Source organism: Parafrigoribacterium mesophilum (assembly GCF_039652555.1).
GTDB classification, from domain to species: domain Bacteria; phylum Actinomycetota; class Actinomycetes; order Actinomycetales; family Microbacteriaceae; genus Parafrigoribacterium; species Parafrigoribacterium mesophilum.
Window position 1 is genome coordinate 78,091 of the sequence record NZ_JBDJAF010000003.1, and the last position, 16,055, is coordinate 94,145.

The 16,055-nt window shown below is 66.2% G+C and carries 15 protein-coding genes; 5 read left to right on the forward strand and 10 right to left on the reverse strand.

Features of this window, described 5'->3' with window-relative positions; all coding sequences use genetic code 11:
* The first annotated feature begins 92 nt into the window (after positions 1 to 92).
* From ABFX56_RS12030 to ABFX56_RS12045, 4 genes are all read left to right on the forward strand, one after another.
* A complete protein-coding gene (locus ABFX56_RS12030) occupies positions 93 to 995 on the forward strand; it encodes an NADP-dependent oxidoreductase (RefSeq protein ID WP_346233581.1) in 903 nt (300 codons plus the stop codon).
* Entirely contained in the window at positions 995 to 2,407 is a 1,413-nt protein-coding gene (locus ABFX56_RS12035) for a serine hydrolase domain-containing protein (protein ID WP_346233789.1), read from the forward strand. The genes ABFX56_RS12030 and ABFX56_RS12035 overlap by 1 nt, the downstream gene beginning before the upstream one ends.
* 4 nt (positions 2,408 to 2,411) lie before the next feature.
* Entirely contained in the window at positions 2,412 to 5,594 is a 3,183-nt protein-coding gene (locus ABFX56_RS12040) for a DEAD/DEAH box helicase (RefSeq protein ID WP_346233582.1), read from the forward strand.
* A gap of 85 nt (positions 5,595 to 5,679) precedes the next feature.
* A complete protein-coding gene (locus ABFX56_RS12045) occupies positions 5,680 to 6,774 on the forward strand; it encodes a YihY/virulence factor BrkB family protein (RefSeq protein ID WP_346233583.1) in 1,095 nt (364 codons plus the stop codon).
* 11 nt (positions 6,775 to 6,785) lie between these two features.
* On the opposite strand, the gene ABFX56_RS12050 is transcribed toward ABFX56_RS12045, so the two are convergent.
* The 4 genes from ABFX56_RS12050 to ABFX56_RS12065 form a co-directional block, all read right to left on the reverse strand.
* On the reverse strand, positions 6,786 to 7,310 hold the full coding sequence (locus tag ABFX56_RS12050; protein WP_346233584.1) for a DUF3618 domain-containing protein: 525 nt from the start codon (positions 7,308 to 7,310) through the stop codon (positions 6,786 to 6,788).
* A gap of 32 nt (positions 7,311 to 7,342) precedes the next feature.
* Positions 7,343 to 7,744: a phage holin family protein gene (locus tag ABFX56_RS12055; RefSeq protein ID WP_346233585.1), complete on the reverse strand. Its 402-nt coding sequence runs from the start codon at positions 7,742 to 7,744 to the stop codon at positions 7,343 to 7,345.
* Entirely contained in the window at positions 7,741 to 8,343 is a 603-nt protein-coding gene (locus ABFX56_RS12060; RefSeq protein ID WP_346233586.1) for a hypothetical protein, read from the reverse strand. The genes ABFX56_RS12055 and ABFX56_RS12060 overlap by 4 nt, the downstream gene beginning before the upstream one ends.
* Before the next feature lie 73 nt (positions 8,344 to 8,416).
* The gene (locus ABFX56_RS12065; RefSeq protein ID WP_346233587.1) at positions 8,417 to 9,388 is read right to left on the reverse strand and encodes an aldo/keto reductase; all 972 of its coding nucleotides are present in this window, start codon (positions 9,386 to 9,388) and stop codon (positions 8,417 to 8,419) included.
* Positions 9,389 to 9,525: 137 nt separating this feature from the next.
* On the opposite strand from ABFX56_RS12065, the gene ABFX56_RS12070 reads away from it, so the two are divergent.
* A complete protein-coding gene (locus ABFX56_RS12070; protein ID WP_346233588.1) occupies positions 9,526 to 10,149 on the forward strand; it encodes a methylated-DNA--[protein]-cysteine S-methyltransferase in 624 nt (207 codons plus the stop codon).
* Here ABFX56_RS12070 and ABFX56_RS12075 read toward each other — a convergent pair.
* The 6 genes from ABFX56_RS12075 to ABFX56_RS12100 form a co-directional block, all read right to left on the reverse strand.
* Positions 10,056 to 10,799, reverse strand: coding sequence for a YaaA family protein (locus ABFX56_RS12075; protein ID WP_346233589.1), 744 nt, complete (start codon positions 10,797 to 10,799; stop codon positions 10,056 to 10,058). The two genes, ABFX56_RS12070 and ABFX56_RS12075, sit on opposite strands and share 94 nt — an antisense overlap.
* 10 nt (positions 10,800 to 10,809) lie before the next feature.
* The gene (locus ABFX56_RS12080; protein WP_346233590.1) at positions 10,810 to 11,079 is read right to left on the reverse strand and encodes a F0F1 ATP synthase subunit epsilon; all 270 of its coding nucleotides are present in this window, start codon (positions 11,077 to 11,079) and stop codon (positions 10,810 to 10,812) included.
* A 1-nt stretch (position 11,080) separates the two neighbouring features.
* On the reverse strand, positions 11,081 to 12,541 hold the full coding sequence (atpD, locus tag ABFX56_RS12085; protein ID WP_346233591.1) for a F0F1 ATP synthase subunit beta: 1,461 nt from the start codon (positions 12,539 to 12,541) through the stop codon (positions 11,081 to 11,083).
* Between the two features lie 21 nt (positions 12,542 to 12,562).
* Positions 12,563 to 13,462, reverse strand: coding sequence for a F0F1 ATP synthase subunit gamma (locus ABFX56_RS12090; RefSeq protein WP_346233592.1), 900 nt, complete (start codon positions 13,460 to 13,462; stop codon positions 12,563 to 12,565).
* Positions 13,463 to 13,536: 74 nt separating this feature from the next.
* Complete coding sequence (atpA, locus tag ABFX56_RS12095; protein WP_346233593.1) at positions 13,537 to 15,174, reverse strand: F0F1 ATP synthase subunit alpha; 1,638 nt, start codon at positions 15,172 to 15,174, stop codon at positions 13,537 to 13,539.
* A gap of 68 nt (positions 15,175 to 15,242) precedes the next feature.
* Complete coding sequence (locus ABFX56_RS12100; RefSeq protein WP_346233594.1) at positions 15,243 to 16,055, reverse strand: F0F1 ATP synthase subunit delta; 813 nt, start codon at positions 16,053 to 16,055, stop codon at positions 15,243 to 15,245.

The following is a 16,055-nucleotide window of genomic DNA, read 5'->3' on the forward strand; positions in this document are numbered from 1 at the left end:
GTCCGTGGCGGGCGTGATGCTGCACGACACCATGTTATCGACGCGGTCGCCGGTGCCGAAACTAAACTCGTTCCAAGGCACAAGGAGACCAGATGTCACGCGCAGTGAGGTTCACGAGGTACGGCGGCCCCGAGGTCCTGGAGGTCGTCGAGGTCGACGAGCCGCACCCTGGCGCCGGCCAGGTGCGCGTCGCGGTGCGCGCCGCAGGACTGAACCCGTTCGATTCCAAGGTGCGTCGCGGAACGGTGCCGAGCTTGACAGCGCCGCGCGGTCAGGGCAGCGAGTTCTCCGGAGTCATCGATGAACTCGGTGAGGGTGTCACGACACTCGCGGTGGGCGATGAGGTTCTCGGCTGGGCATCCTCCTGCCAGGCCGACTTCGTGCTGGCGCGGGCCACCAGCGTGGCGCCCAAACCTGCCGAACTGGACTGGGAGACCGCCGGCGGACTCGGGCTGGTCGGCAACACGGCGGTGCGTGCCTCCGCGGCGGTGCGCCTCGACGCGGATGACACGGTTCTGGTCAGCGGCGTGACCGGCGGCGTCGGTCTGCTCAGTGCGCAATTCGCCCGGCGTTCCGGTGCCACGGTGATCGGGACGGCCCGCGAAGCGCACCACGAGTTTCTGCGCAGGCTCGGCATCATCCCGGTGGCCTATGGGCAGGATCTGGGCGAGGCGCTGAAGGCAGTGGCGCCGCACGGGATCACCGCGGTGCTCGACAGCGTTGGCAGCTCGATCGTCGAGCTGGCGTTGGCGATGGGCGTTCCGGCGGACAAGATCAACTCGGTGGCCATCGACGACGGCAGCGCAACGTACGGGATCTCCACCGTCGGCGGTGGCGGGAAGACGGCGGCGGAACTGGCCGAGCTGGCTCGTCTGGCCGCCGCGGGCGAGTTGGTGCTGCCCATCCGGGCGAGCTTCCCCCTGGCGCGAGTTCGAGACGCCTACCAAGAACTCGAGGGTGGTCACGGCCTGGGCAAGATCGTGCTCGTGCCGTGATGCTGGACGGTGCGGCTATCGATCGGCCGTTCCTCGAACACTCCGGCGCCGCGCCGAGCAGCGTGTGGGCGGTGTTCGACGCAACCGGCGTGCTGCACTGGGGCTCCACCGGGACGCTGGATGACGGGTCCGCCCCGACGGACACCACCGCCTACCGCATCGCTTCCTGCACCAAGTCCTTCACCGCGGCCGCGGTGCTGTCATTGCGAGACGAGGGGCAGCTGTCGCTGGAGGAACCGATCACGCGGTTCGTGCCCGAGTTCTCGGCAGTGGCGCTGCCGACCACGGACTCGCCGGTGCCGACGATCGGGATGCTGCTGACCATGTCGGCTGGTCTGCCCACCGACGACCCGTGGGCCGACCGCCAGGAGGCGATGACGGACGACGAGTTCACGGCGCTGCTGGTACGCGGACTGAGTTTCGAATCGATCCCCGGCACCCGGTTCGCGTACTCGAACCTGTCGTTCGCACTGCTCGGCCGCGTCATCGAGCGGGCCGGCGGCATCCCCTACCGCCGGTTCGTGGCCACCCGGTTCCTGCGGCCGCTGCGCCTGAGCTCGACCGGGTTCGACGCGTCGGTGTCGAGCTCCGGCGGCCTCGCCTCCGGCTACCGGAGGTGCGGCGACGGCTGGGAGCGGCTGCCGTTTTCGACCCCCGGGGCGTTTTCCCCGATCGGCGGACTGTTCACCACGGCGGTCGACCTCGCATCCTGGGCGCGCTGGCTCGCCGGCGCCTTCTACGGAGACCCGGATGCCGGCGCACCGGGACTGTCGCGGGCGTCACGTCGCGAGATGCAGCAGCTGCACCGCTTCGCCCCCGCTCGGGGCGCCCACCCGTGCGGCTACGGGTTCGGCCTGTTCGTCGAGCAGTATCCGCGGGAAGGACCCGTCGTCTCCCATTCCGGCGGCTATCCCGGCTTCTCGTCGCACATGCGCTGGTCGGCAGCCTCCGGGTTGGGCATCGTGGCGTTCGCCAATGCGACGCAGGCCCGCGTGTCGGTGCCGGCCACCGCCGCGTTCGATGCCCTGCTCGAGAGCCGCCCCGGCTCCCCCGCCACGCTCGCCTGGCCGCAGACGGAGCCGGCCCGCCGAGCGGTCACCGGCTTGATCGAACACTGGTCGGACGAGGTGGCTGGGCGCCTGTTCTCCGAGAACGTCGCCCTCGACGACAGTTTCGAGCACCGGCGTGCGGCGATCGCGGCGGCCGTGACGGCCGTCGGCGGGCTCACCGGCGGGAGCGAACCACCGGACGACGAGTCCGCCGCCTCCACCGCGTCCCACCAGGTGTGGAACCTCTCCGGCGCCACCAACAGCCTGCGGGTGGAGATGCTGCTCACCCCCGAGAACCCGCCGAGGGTGCAGACTCTGAAGGTTGCCCCGGCGCCCGTGAAAACACCGGCTGTGAGAGCATAGTCGGATGCCACCGGCCACGCCTCCCCTGGTGGACGCGGCAGACATCCTCCGCCTCGTCGGAGAGACCTCCTACCAACGCGGCCGCGCCTATGCCAGAAACGGCGCGGTGACCCACGTCGCCTGGGACGCCGACACATCCCGGCTCACCGGGGTGGTGCAGGGCAGTCGGACCGCGCCCTATCGCTGCCGGATCGACCTGGTGGCCGGTCACGGAGGGCGGAGACGGCCGACTATCAGCGTGTGCAGCTGCCCGATGGAATTCGACTGCAAACACGTCGCGGCCACGCTGCTGGCCGGCAACGCCCTCAGCGTGCGTGCGGCGGTGCCCGGAGGGGCACTACGGCGTGGCAGCGACTGGAAGGCGACACTGTCCCCGCTCGCGGCGGACCCCGAGGAACCGTCCACCGACACCTCGCCGATGGGGTTGCAGTTCGAACTGCGCAAGCAGGCGCGCGCGTCGAGCGGCCTGTGGCGGCTCGGAGTGCGGCCGGTACTGCACAACAGCAAGGGACACTGGGTCAGGGCGAACATGACCTGGAACACGATCGCGTACCAGTCCACTCGGCTGAGCCTCGACCCCGAACAACTGCGCTGGTTCTGCCAGCTGGCCGCCCTGCACCGGGCCGGCGGGCAGTTGTATTTTGGCTATGACAACGACTGGCTCTACCTGGAGGACTTCGCCAGTGGGCTGCTGTGGCAACTGATCCGCGAGGCTCAAGCCCTGGGCATCAGCTTCGTCGGAACGAAAGCGGATGTCCGGGTGGTCGTCGCGCAACGGGCCGAACTGACCCTGGACGCCCGTGCGCAGGGTCACGGCATTACGGTGACGACGATGCTCACCATCGACGGGCGGCCGCATCCTGTGCAGTCGGCAGGCACCATCGGCACGCACGGCGTGTATGCGTTCGATGAGGACTCCGGCACGGTGATCACCCTCGCCCCGGTCGACCGCCCGCTTCAGAGTGCCCAGCGCGCCCTGTTGGGGCGCGCCGCCACGATGTCCGTTCCCGCGGCCGACACCGCGGAGTTTCTGAACCTCTCAGCGCAACTGGGCCGCGCCATCCCGCTGACCAGTTCGGACGATTCTGTTCAGTTCCCCGAGGTGCTGCCTCCCGTGCTCGTGCTGCAGGCCGCCTACGCACCGGACCACGAACTGCGACTGGCCTTCAGCTGGGAACCCCGGGCCTTCCGGGATCGGCCGGCCGAGGCGGCGCTGCTGGCCAGGGTGGGCGCGGTGCTGCGGCCCTGGCAGGCCGAGGATGTCACCCTGCGGGGCATCGATGCCGCTGAATTCACCGAGCACACCCTGCCAGCGCTCGAGGTGCTGCCCGATGTGAAGGTGGAGGTGCTGGGCACCAAACCCGACTACCGCGAGTTGACCGCCGCACCGCAGTTCACCATCACCACCATGGACACCGATCAGAGCGACTGGTTCGACCTCGGGGTGCTCGTGTCCATCGACGGGCGATCGATCCCGTTCGACAACGTCTTCCGCGCCCTGGTGGCGGGACGCGACAAGCTGCTCCTCATCGACGGAAGTTATCTTTCCCTGGCACAGCCCGCATTCGAGAAGCTGCGGCAGTTGATCGAGGAGGCCAAGTCGCTGCAGGAGTGGGAGACCGGCCTGCGGATCAGCCGATACCAGTCGGCGCTGTGGGCCGAGCTGGAGGAACTCGCCGAGAACACCGTGCAGGCGCGCCGCTGGCGGGACAGCGTCACCGGGCTGCTGGAACTGGACCGGGTGGAGCCCACCGAACCGCCGCCTGCGCTCACGGCCACACTGCGGCCCTACCAGTCGGACGGCTTCCACTGGCTGGCATTCCTCTGGCGGCACCGGCTCGGCGGCATCCTGGCCGATGACATGGGCCTCGGCAAAACCCTGCAGGCGCTGGCGCTGATCCTGCACGCCCGTGAATCCGAAGCCGGCAACGCCGCCCCGTTCCTGGTCGTGGCTCCCACCTCGGTCGTGTCGAACTGGTCCGACGAGGCACACCGATTCACGCCGACGTTGCACGTCGTGGCGGTGTCGGGCACCGCCGCCGGACGAGGCACCCAGTTATCGGCGGAGATCTCCGGCGCGGACGTCGTGGTCACCTCGTACACCCTGTTCCGGCTCGACTTCGACCAGTACGCCTCGCAGCGCTGGTCCGGACTCATCCTCGACGAGGCGCAGTTCGTCAAAAACAGGGCATCGGCCATCCACCGTTGCGCCAGGGATCTGGATGCGCCGTTCAAGCTCGCCATCACCGGCACTCCAATGGAGAACAACCTGATGGAGCTGTGGGCGCTGTTCGCGATCGTCGCGCCCGGGCTGTTCCCGTCGGCGCGGCGGTTCGGCGAGCAGTATCAGCGGCCCATCGAGAAGGGCGACGAGGCCGACACCCGGGTCGAGCGGCTCAGCAGACTCCGCCGGCGCATCCGGCCGCTGATGATGCGGCGCACCAAGGACGTCGTCGCCGGGGAACTACCGGCCAAGCAGGAGCAGGTGCTGCGCGTGGAGTTGGGCCCGAGGCACCGGAAGCTGTACGACACGTTTCTACAACGCGAGCGGCAGAAGCTGCTCGGGCTGATCGAAGATCTGGACCGGAATCGTTTCATCGTGTTCCGGTCGTTGACATTGCTGCGGATGCTGAGCCTGGATGCCTCCCTCGTCGACGAGCGCTACGCATCCGTACCGTCGGCGAAGCTGGACGCGCTTTTCGAGCAACTGGAGGACATCGTGGCCGAGGGTCACCGTGTGCTCATCTTCAGCCAGTTCACCTCGTTTTTGAAGAAAGCGGCCGCGCGGTTGACGAGCCTCGGCGTGGACTTCTGCTACCTGGACGGCTCCACCCCTCGGCGTGGCGAGGTGATCGACCGGTTCCGGGGCGGCACCGCACCGGCCTTCTTGATCAGCCTGAAGGCCGGCGGCTTCGGACTGAACCTGACCGAGGCCGACTACGTGTTCCTACTCGACCCGTGGTGGAACCCCGCCACCGAAATCCAGGCCATCGATCGGGCGCACCGGATCGGACAGTCGAACAACGTCATGGTGTACCGCATCCTGGCCACAGGCACGATTGAGGAGAAGGTGATGGCGCTGCGTGATCGGAAGGCGAAGCTGTTCACCTCGGTGCTGGACGACGACGGAATTTTCGCGTCGGCGCTCACCGCAGACGACATTCGGGGACTGCTCGAATCGTCATAATCGTTAGCGCCAGCGCGATTGTGGCCCTAGCGCTCCAGCCGCGGTGGACTACCGTCGGCAGAACGATCGATGGGAGGGCACTCCGATGACGCAACAACCCAGCATTCAGAAGGAAGCGGCACCGCCGCCGGACCACCCGGCCAAGCCGCAGACACCGCCGAAGGTGAACAAGGACACCTGGAAGTACGTGCTGAAGCGCACCCTCCACGAGTTCATCGACGACCACTGCACCGACATCGCCGCCAGCCTCACCTACTACGGCATCCTGGCCATGTTCCCCGCACTGCTGGCGTTGGTCGCCGTGCTCGGTCTGGTCGGCAACGCCGACGACACCACCGGGGCGCTGCTGGATGCCGTGGGCACCGTGGCACCGGGCACCGCGGTCGACCTGCTCCGCGACCCGATCCAGGAACTGGTCCACTCGCCCGCGGCCGGTCTCGCGTTCATCGCCGGCATCCTGGGCGCCCTGTGGTCGGCGTCCGCGTATGTCGGCGCGTTTTCTCGAGCGATGAACCGCGTCTACGAGATCGACGAGGGCCGCCCGTTCTGGAAGCTGCGGCCTGTTCTGCTCCTGATGACGCTGATCGCCATCGTCCTCATCGCGGTGATGGCGCTGATCCTGGCCGTCTCGGGGTCCGCCGCCACGGCGGTGGGTGATCTGCTCGGCCTCGGCGAGGTCGCCGTCGCGGTGTGGACGGTGATCAAGTGGCCGATCCTGGTGTTCTTGGCCGTGGTCATCGTCGCGCTGCTGTACTACATCACGCCGAATGTGAAGCAACCCAAGTTCCGCTGGATGAGCCTCGGCGCCTTGATCGCGCTCGTGGTGTTGGCGATCGCCTCCGCCGGCTTCGCGTTCTATGTCGGCAATTTCGCGAGTTACAACAAGACGTATGGCGCGATCGGCGGTGTGATCGTGCTGCTGCTGTGGGTTTGGCTGGCCAACTTGGCGCTGCTGTTCGGTGCGGAATTCGACTCGGAGACCGAGCGCGGTAGGCAGTTGCAGGCGGGCATCGAGGCGGAACAGGCTCTGCAACTGCCGCCGAAGGACAGCAGTCGCAGCGAGAAGCGGAAGAAGAAGGAGGAGACGTCACTTGCCGCCGGCCGCGCACTGAGAGAACGTTTCTCCAGTGGCGACCGGCGGCAAGAAACCGGCCAAGAAACCGGCTCAGAAGGCCGGTAGCCGGCGGCGCGTCAACTGCCCGTCAGGTTCTCCGCCGATCTCGTGCCTTCGTCCTTGACGGTGCCGGCCGCGTCCGTCGCCGACTCCTTGACCGCGTCCATCGCTTCGCGGGCGGGCTCCCTCAGGTGGTCGGCCATCTGCCCGGCCATGCCGGACGCTTCCTGGGCCAGCGGAGCGGCCTTCTCCTTCATCGTTTCGGTGAGTTCCTTCTCCTTCTCGCTGGCCGGGATGAGCGATGAAGCCAACCAGCCGATGCCGAAGGCGATCAGGCCGGCGGCGATGGGGTTGCCCTTTGCTTTTTCCGCGACGTTCGAGGGGACATCGGACAGCGTGTCTGTCATCGATTCCTGCGCGTCCGAGACCGTGCCGAAGACACGATCCTTGGCCGACCCCCAGGCGTTTTTCATGCGGCTGGTCTGGCGGTGCACGATTTTCGACGGTGTTACCTTCTCCGCCAATGCGTCCACGTCGCTGCCCAGTTCGCGGCGGGTGTCTTCGATGTCGGTTCGGATGTCATCCGGATCGGTGTTCATCATTGTTCTGCCTTCCTAAAAGCTTTCTCAGTTGGTTACTTGAGGGTGTCGGGTATTTTCTTCACCGTCTCCACGGTTTGCGGCATGCCCTTCACGGCGCTCATTTCGCGTCGTCCGATGACATACATGATCGCCGCGATGATGCCCCAGATCACGGCCACGATCACCGCGGACCAGGCGTTGCCGATCAGATAACCCAGCCCCCACCAGAGGGCGATCGACAGGAACAGCACGGCGAAGTGTCCGGCTACGCCGGCTCCTCCGTAGAGTCCAGCGCCCTTGCCCGCGCGGGTGGCGGATTGCCGCAACTCGGCTTTGGCCAGCTCCATCTCCTGGCGCAGCAGGGTCGAAAAGTCTCTCGACACTTCGCCGATCAGGTCGCCCAGGGACGTGCTTGCCGCCTTTTGCTCCGGATTCGGTTCTGGCACCTGGGTCATGGCGTCACATCCCGGATGTCGCTGAATTCATCCGTTGTGGTGAATTCGGTGTCGAGGCCGGGTGCCGCAGGTGCAACGTACTGGCTCGGCATCGGGGGTGGCTTCATCGTGTCGTCGGACTCGGTAGCGTTGCTCACCACCGCCCTGGTCAGTCGCCCGATCGCGACACCGGCCACGGCCGCTATCGCAATGAACGTCCCTGGGCGACGACGGGCGAAGCCCTTGACCTCGTCGAGGAGCGAGCCGGGATCCCGTGCATCCAGCCACTGCGCGAACGAGCCGGTACGCTCGGCGGCTTCGCGGACCAGATTACCGGCCAGCCCGTCGTCCGCCGTGTCGCCCATGCTCTGCAGTTGTTCGCTGACTTTGCGCAGGCCGCTGGCGGCTCGTTCCTGTTGTTGCGCCGCTTGGTCGCTTGCTTCGACGCGCGCCTGATCCATCAGGCTTCGCACCTGCCGCCTGGCCTCGCCGGCGACCTTCCCGGCCTCGCCCTTGGCCACCTCGGCCACATGGGCCCCTTCCGATGCGGCGCGGTCCGGGAGCCGCGCAGAATCGTCGGGCGCTGTACTCGGCCGCGGTTCGTAATATGTGTTGCTCATGATCGTTTCCTCCGTTGATGTTCAACCTGCCGCATAGGATGTCTCAACGGAAAACTCTGTCAACCCCCTTGCATCATTGGGGGTGCGAAAACAACTCCGAGATTTCGGCAACCTCGGCAGCCGAGGCCTTCCAACTGGTTGCGCGCTGTGCGTTCTGCACGATCTGCTCCGGTGAGGTGGCACCGGCGATCACGCTGGTCAACCCCGGTTGGGCCAGCAACCAGGCGAAGGTCGCCTCGAGCATCGTGACGCCGCGCTCGGCGCAGAACGTCTCATAGGCCTCCATGGTGTCCCACGGCGCGTTCTCCTGAAGGTGGGAACGGGTGCGCATGATCCGGCTCCCCGCCGGTCCGCCGGTCCGGCTGAATTTGCCGGTGAACAGCCCGTTGTACAGCGGGAACCACGGCAGAAATCCCAGCCCGAACGCGTTCACCGCGGGCAGCACCTCCTTTTCGGCGTCGCGCACGAGCAGGCTGTATTCGTTCTGCGCGGAGACGAACTTCGGATGCCCGTGCAGTTGCGCCGTGAGTTCCGCCTCGGCCACCTGCCAGCCGGCGAAATTGGAGCTACCGATATAACGGATCTTGCCCTCGGTGATGAGCTCGTCCAACGCCGCGAGAGTCTCCTCGATCGGCGTCACGCCATCCGGTTCGTGCAGTTGGTACAGGTCGATCCAGTCGGTCTGAAGTCGGGTCAAGGACGACTCGACGGCGAGCCGGATGTAGCGCCGCGACGCGCGGGCACCCCAGTCCGGTCCGTTCGTGCCCGCCATGTCCATGCCGAACTTGGTGGCGAGCACGATCTTGTCGCGCCGTCCCCTCAGGGAATGCCCCATGAGTGTCTCGCTGAGCCCGCGCTCTTTGCCGTAAATGTCGGCGCCGTCGAAGAAGGTCACTCCCGCGTCGATGGCGGCGTGGATGACGGCGTCGGTGCCGGCTTGAGTCTCGGTGGCGGTGCCCTCGCGCCCGAAGTTGTTGCAGCCGAGCCCGATGGTGGACACCATGAGGCCGGATGGGCCGAGAGCGCGATATTCGATTTCTGACATGTGTCAAGCGTAGGGCGGGCACTACTCAACCGGCGATGGTGCCGAGCCTGTCCTCCCCAGGCGGGAATAGCGGGCGGTTCTCCCCCGCCTGCGAACAGACGCGGAGCCTGGCGACGAGGCGGATTTACAGTGTCGCCATGATCACTCCCACTTTCGCCAGCGACCGTCTCCTCCGGCTGCAGACGCCGATCGGTCGCATCGAACTGCTCAGCGACGGCACGGCCATCACCGGCGTGGCCATCGAGACAGACGGCGTTCTTCCGCACGATCACCTGCCGGAGAGGGCCGACCGGTTGCTCGTGAAAACCGCTCGCCAGCTCGGGGAGTATTTCTCCGGCAGGCGGCACCGGTTCTCGGTTCCGGTGGCGGCCGCCGGCACGATGTTCCAGAAGTCAGTGTGGGCGAAACTGGCGGAGCTGGGATGGGGCGAGGTCACCTCCTACGGTGCACTCGGCACAGCCATAGGACACCCGGCCGCGGGACGGGCGGTCGGCGGCGCGATCCGTGCCAACCCGGTGCCGATCCTGGTGCCCTGCCATCGCGTGCTCACGTCGGGCGGCAAGATCACCGGATACAGCCGCGGGCAGGGCGTGACCACCAAGGCCTGGCTGCTCGACCACGAAGGAATCATCCACAGCGCCCGAGTGCCAGACAATCGAGCGCGGCTTCAGACCACCAGTTCCAGTTCGCCTGGCACCGGCGCCGACAGCGCGATGCCAACGTCTGCCGCCCAGGACAGTAGGGAGTGCGCGTCGGCGTGATCGATACCGGCACGAAGCAGTGCGCGCACGAAGGTGCCTTTGCCCTTCTTGTTGAAGTGGTTCAGTGCTTTGCGACGCCCCTGGCCGTCCTCGGAGACGACCCGCAGGAACAGGCTGCGTCCGGCCGGGGCCGGCCCCAAGCGCGTGTACGACTCCGAGCGGGCGTCGAGGATCAGTCCGGGCTGATTCACGAGGGCGGCTTCGATCGGCGCGCTCCACAGGGTGCGCAGGGACAGGCCGGGAAGCCGTGAGGTCGAGGAGAGCCGGTAGGCCGGGATCGGGTCGTCCGCCCGCACCAGGCCGAACAGTGCGGAGTGGATGACCAGATGCTGGGCCGCGAACCGTCGTGCGGGCTCTGGCAGGCTCGATGCATCCAACGCCTCGTACAGCACGCCGGTATAGCGGTGGAGGGCACCGAGCACCGGTGAGCGCGCCACCCGCCGGTTGCGCACCAACTCGTCGTGCTGATGCGGTCCGAGCCGCAGGGCGCGGCCCATCTCGTCGAAGTCCTTGGCCAGTGCCGACAGGCTTTTCAGCGCCTGTCTGCGTGGTGCCGACAGCGTGGGGTAGCCGAGGGTGCTCAGCCGAAGCCTGCTGTTCGCACTGCCGCCGTCTCGCTTCGATTCGGACGGCGGCAGAAGAATCAGCACGAGTGCCGGACTACCGTCCCGAGACCAGCTCGGCGTTCCTCGCCACGATCGTCACGGTGTTGTTCTCCACCGAGAGGAATCCGTCTTCGGCGTTCGCCACAATCTTGGCACCGCCGGTTTCGGTCACGCGCACTTCTCCGGCTCCGAGGATGGCCAGCAGCGGCTCATGGCCGGGGAGGATACCGATCTCACCCTCGGTGGTACGAGCAACCACCATCGAGGCCGTGCCGGACCAGACTTCCTGCGCTGCGGACACCAGGCTGACGCTGAGTTCGGCCATATCAGCCGTTCTCTTTCTGGATCTGCGCCCACTTGCGGTCGACGTCGTCGAGGTCGCCGACGTTGAAGAACGCCTGCTCTGCAACGGAGTCGTAGTCGCCGTCGGCGATCTTGGAGAAGGACTCGATGGTCGCCTTCAGCGGAACGGTGGAACCCTCCACGCCGGTGAACTTCTTCGCCATGTAGGTGTTCTGCGACAGGAACTGCTGGATGCGCCGCGCGCGCGACACGGTGACCTTGTCCTCTTCTGACAGCTCGTCGACACCGAGGATCGCGATGATCTCCTGCAGTTCCTTGTTCTTCTGCAGGATCGCCTTGACCCGGATCGCCGTGTTGTAGTGGTCGGCACCCAGGTAGCGCGGGTCCAGGATGCGGCTGGTGGAGGTCAGCGGGTCGACGGCCGGGTACAGGCCGCGGGAGGCGATCTCACGGCTGAGCTCTGTGGTGGCGTCGAGGTGGGCGAAGGTGGTTGCCGGGGCCGGGTCGGTGTAGTCGTCGGCTGGCACGTAGATGGCCTGCAGCGAGGTGATCGAGTGACCACGCGTCGAGGTGATGCGCTCCTGGAGGATACCCATCTCGTCCGCGAGGTTCGGTTGGTAACCAACAGCAGAAGGCATGCGGCCCAGCAGGGTGGACACCTCGGACCCGGCTTGCGTGAAGCGGAAGATGTTGTCGATGAAGAGCAGCACGTCCTGCTTCTGCACATCGCGGAAGTACTCCGCCATGGTCAGCGCGGACAACGCCACGCGAAGACGCGTCCCCGGCGGCTCGTCCATCTGGCCGAAGACCAACGCCGTCTTGTCGAAGACGCCGGCCTCTTCCATCTCACCGATCAGGTCGTTGCCCTCACGGGTGCGTTCGCCGACTCCGGCGAACACGGAGACACCGCCGTGGTCCTGCGCGACGCGCTGGATCATCTCCTGGATCAGCACGGTCTTGCCGACGCCGGCGCCGCCGAACAGGCCGATCTTGCCGCCCTGCACGTACGGGGTGAGCAGGTCGATGACCTTGATGCCGGTCTCGAACAGTTCGGTCTTGGATTCGAGCTGGTCGAACGCCGGCGGCTCGCGGTGAATGGGCCAACGCTCGGTGATCTCGATCTTCTCGCCGGGCTTGGCATTCAGAACGTCGCCGATCACGTTGAACACGCGACCCTTGGTGACGTCGCCGACCGGGACCGAGATGGGCGCGCCGGTGTCGCGCACCTCCTGTCCGCGCACGAGGCCGTCGGTCGGGTTCAAGCCGATCGCGCGGACCAGGTCGTCGCCGAGGTGCTGGGCGACTTCCATGGTGATTTCGTGCGAGTCGTCGCCGATGGTGATCGTCGTCTTCAGGGCGTTGTAGATACCGGGAATGGAATCGTGCGGGAACTCGATGTCGACGACCGGGCCGTTGACCCTGGCGATGCGACCAACGCCGGTGGGCTTCTCGAGTGTCGTCGAAGCTGTGGCTGTTTCGGTCATGGCGTGCCTATCTCTCCTGTGTTACTTGCTGACCGAGAGGGCGTCAGCGCCGCCGACGATCTCGGAAATCTGTTGGGTGATTTCGGACTGGCGGGCGTTGTTCGCCAGTCTGGTGTAGTCGCGGATCAGCTTGTCCGCGTTGTCGCTGGCAGACTTCATGGCCTTCTGCGTCGCGGCGAACTTGGATGCCGCCGACTGCAGCATCGCATTGAAGATGCGGCTCTCGATGTACACCGGCAGCAGCGCATCCAATACGTCGCCGACCTCCGGCTCGAACGCGTACAGCGGGAACACTTCGTTCCCCGATGGCGGCTCGACGCCTTCGACAACCTCCAGTGGCAGCAGCCTGACCACCTCGGGCACCTGGGTGAGCATGCTGACCAGTCGGTTGTAGACGATATGGATCTCGTCGACGCCGCCCTCGGATGCCGGGGTGAGGAACGAGGCGACCAGTGCCTCGCCGATCTCCCGAGCGGTTTCCACGGTGGGCGTGTCTGTGCTTCCGACCCAGGTCTGCACGGCGGGCCGCTTGCGGAACGAGAAGTACCCGACCGCTTTGCGGCCGACCAGGTAGTAGACGACGTCTTTGCCCTGGCTGCGCAAGAGCGAAGCTAATTCTTCGGCCGCGCGCAGGACGTTCGCGTTGAACGCACCAGCCAGTCCACGGTCGGAGGCGAAGATGAGTACAGCGGCGCGCTCCACCTTCTCCGGCTCCGTGGTGAGCACGTGGTCGATGTTCGAGAAGGTCGCAACGGCCGACACGGCGCGTGTCACGGCGCGCGAGTAGGGTCCCGACGCCTCAACCCTCGCTCTCGCCCTCTGGATGCGCGAGGCGGAGATCAGCTCCATGGCCCGCGTGATCTTCTTGGTCGTCTGGGCAGATCTGATCTTCTGCCGGTAGACCCGAAGTTGCGCTCCCATGTTTCCCTCCCTTTCGTATTTCCTGCCCATCCCCTTCGAGACGGTCGCAGAGCGACCTCCTCAGGGAACGGGTGCTAGCGCTTCTGGCGGACGATCTTTTCCTGGTTCACGTCTTCTTCCGGCAGTTCCTCGAAGACCTCTTTGCCGACCGAGGCGAGCGTCTTGCCTTCGCCGGTCTGGAACTCGAGCTTGAACTTGTCGATCTGCGCGTCGAGTTCTGCCACGGTGGCGTCGTCGAGCACGTTAGTCTCGCGAAGCGTCGTGAGGACCTTGGAATGGCGGCCGAGGAAGTCCAGCAGTTCGTGTTCGAACCGCAGGATGTCCTCGACGGGGACCTCGTCGAGTTTGCCGTTGGTGCCGGCCCAGATCGAGACGACCTGGTCCTCGATCGGGTACGGCGAGTACTGCGGCTGCTTGAGCAACTCGGTCAGTCTGGCGCCGCGGGCGAGCTGGCGGCGGCTGGCCGCATCGAGGTCCGAGGCGAACATCGCGAACGCCTCGAGGGCACGGTACTGCGCCAGCTCGATCTTCAGGGTTCCGGACACCTTCTTGATCGACTTGACCTGGGCGTCGCCGCCGACGCGGGACACCGAGACGCCGACGTCGACCGCTGGCCGCTGGTTGGCGTTGAACAGGTCGGACTGCAGGAAGATCTGGCCGTCGGTGATGGAGATCACGTTGGTCGGAATGTACGCCGAGATGTCGTTGGCCTTGGTTTCGATGATCGGCAGGCCGGTCATCGATCCGGCGCCCAGCTCGTCGGACAGCTTGGCGCAACGCTCGAGCAGCCGGGAGTGCAGGTAGAACACGTCGCCGGGGTAGGCTTCACGCCCCGGCGGGCGGCGCAGCAGCAGCGATACGGCACGGTAGGCCTCGGCCTGCTTGGAGAGGTCGTCGAACACGATGAGGACGTGCTTGCCTGCGTACATCCAGTGCTGGCCGATCGCCGAGCCGGTGTACGGTGCCAGATACTTGAAGCCCGCGGCGTCGGACGCCGGGGACGCGACGATGGTCGTGTATTCGAGGGCTCCGGCGTCTTCGAGGGCACCCTTGATGCCGGCGATGGTCGAACCCTTCTGACCGATCGCCACGTAGATGCACCGCACCTGCTTGTTCGGGTCGCCGGATTCCCAGTTCGCCTTCTGGTTGATGATGGTGTCCACGGCAATGGCCGTCTTGCCGGTCTGGCGGTCGCCGATGATGAGCTGACGTTGTCCACGGCCGATCGGGATCATCGCGTCGATGGCCTTGATGCCGGTCTGCATCGGCTCCTTGACGCTTTGACGCTGCATGACGCCGGGCGCCTGCAGTTCGAGGGCTCGCCTGGCCTCTGGTTCGATGGCGCCGAGACCGTCGAGCGGGTTACCCAGCGGGTCGACCACGCGGCCGAGGTAGTTGTCGCCGACCGGTACCGAGAGCACTTCGCCGGTGCGGGCGACTTCGAGGCCTTCCACGATGCCGCCGAACTCGCCGAGCACGACGACGCCGATTTCGTTCTCGTCGAGGCTGAGTGCCAGGCCGAGCGTGCCGTCGCCGAACCGGATCAGCTCGTTCGCCATGACACCGGGAAGACCTTCGACGTGCGCGATACCGTCGGCGGCGTCCACGACGTAACCAACCTCGGTGGTGGCGGTCTTGCTCGGCCGATACGACTTAACGAAGTCCTTGAGCGCGTCGCGGATCTCGTCCGGGCTAATCGTTACTTCTGCCATTTTTTCCCTATCTTCGCGGGACCATTCCGTCCCGAATCCTGGATCACACGAGCGCCTGAAGGCTCCCGTTAACTTGCGAGCTGCAACCTGAGGTCTTGGAGCCTGGTGAGTACGCTTCCGTCGATGATGTCGTCGCCGATTTGGACTTTGACGCCGCCGAGTACTGCGGCATCCACTACCTGATTGACCATCAACTCGCGTCCGTAGCTGTCGGAGAGCTTCGACCGTAGTCGCTCCAGCTGGGCGGATGCCAGGGGTGCGGCCGTGGTGATCGTGGCGACGTGCATGTTGGCCTGGTCAGCGACGATGGCTGCCGCCTTGGCCAGCGAGGGCCCGATCCGGCGGCCGCGTGGTTGACGAACGAGATGACGTACGATCGCGACCGTCTGCTCAGAGACCTTGCCGCTCAGCAACGCCTCAACGAGCGCCACTTTCGCGTCAGGGTCACCCAGCCGACTACCGACCGCGAGTTCAAGTTGCGAGTCGGTGGACACTGCCGCGCCGAACGCGAACAGTTCGCTTTCGATGTCGCTGTCGCGTCCTGCAGACTCGGCGACCGCGCGCAGTCCCAATTCTTCGATGCCGCCGAGCAGGTCGTCGGGCCTGGACCAGCGGGTGGCTGCGACGGTCGCGAGCAACCCGGTCACGGCCGGGCCGAGCCTCTGGCCGAACACCTTGGCAACAACGGCCTTCTTCTCCTCCGCCTGGGTGGACGGATCGGCCAGCAGTTGACGCAGCTGCTTGGAGTCGCTGACGACGTGGGCGGCTGCGAACAGTTCTTCGCCGATGCGCAACCCGTCCTTGGCGAGGTCGATGTTGCCGCCGAGGGCGGTGAGCGCCAATCTCGATGCGGCTAATGCCTGCCTGGTTGCGGAGCCCAT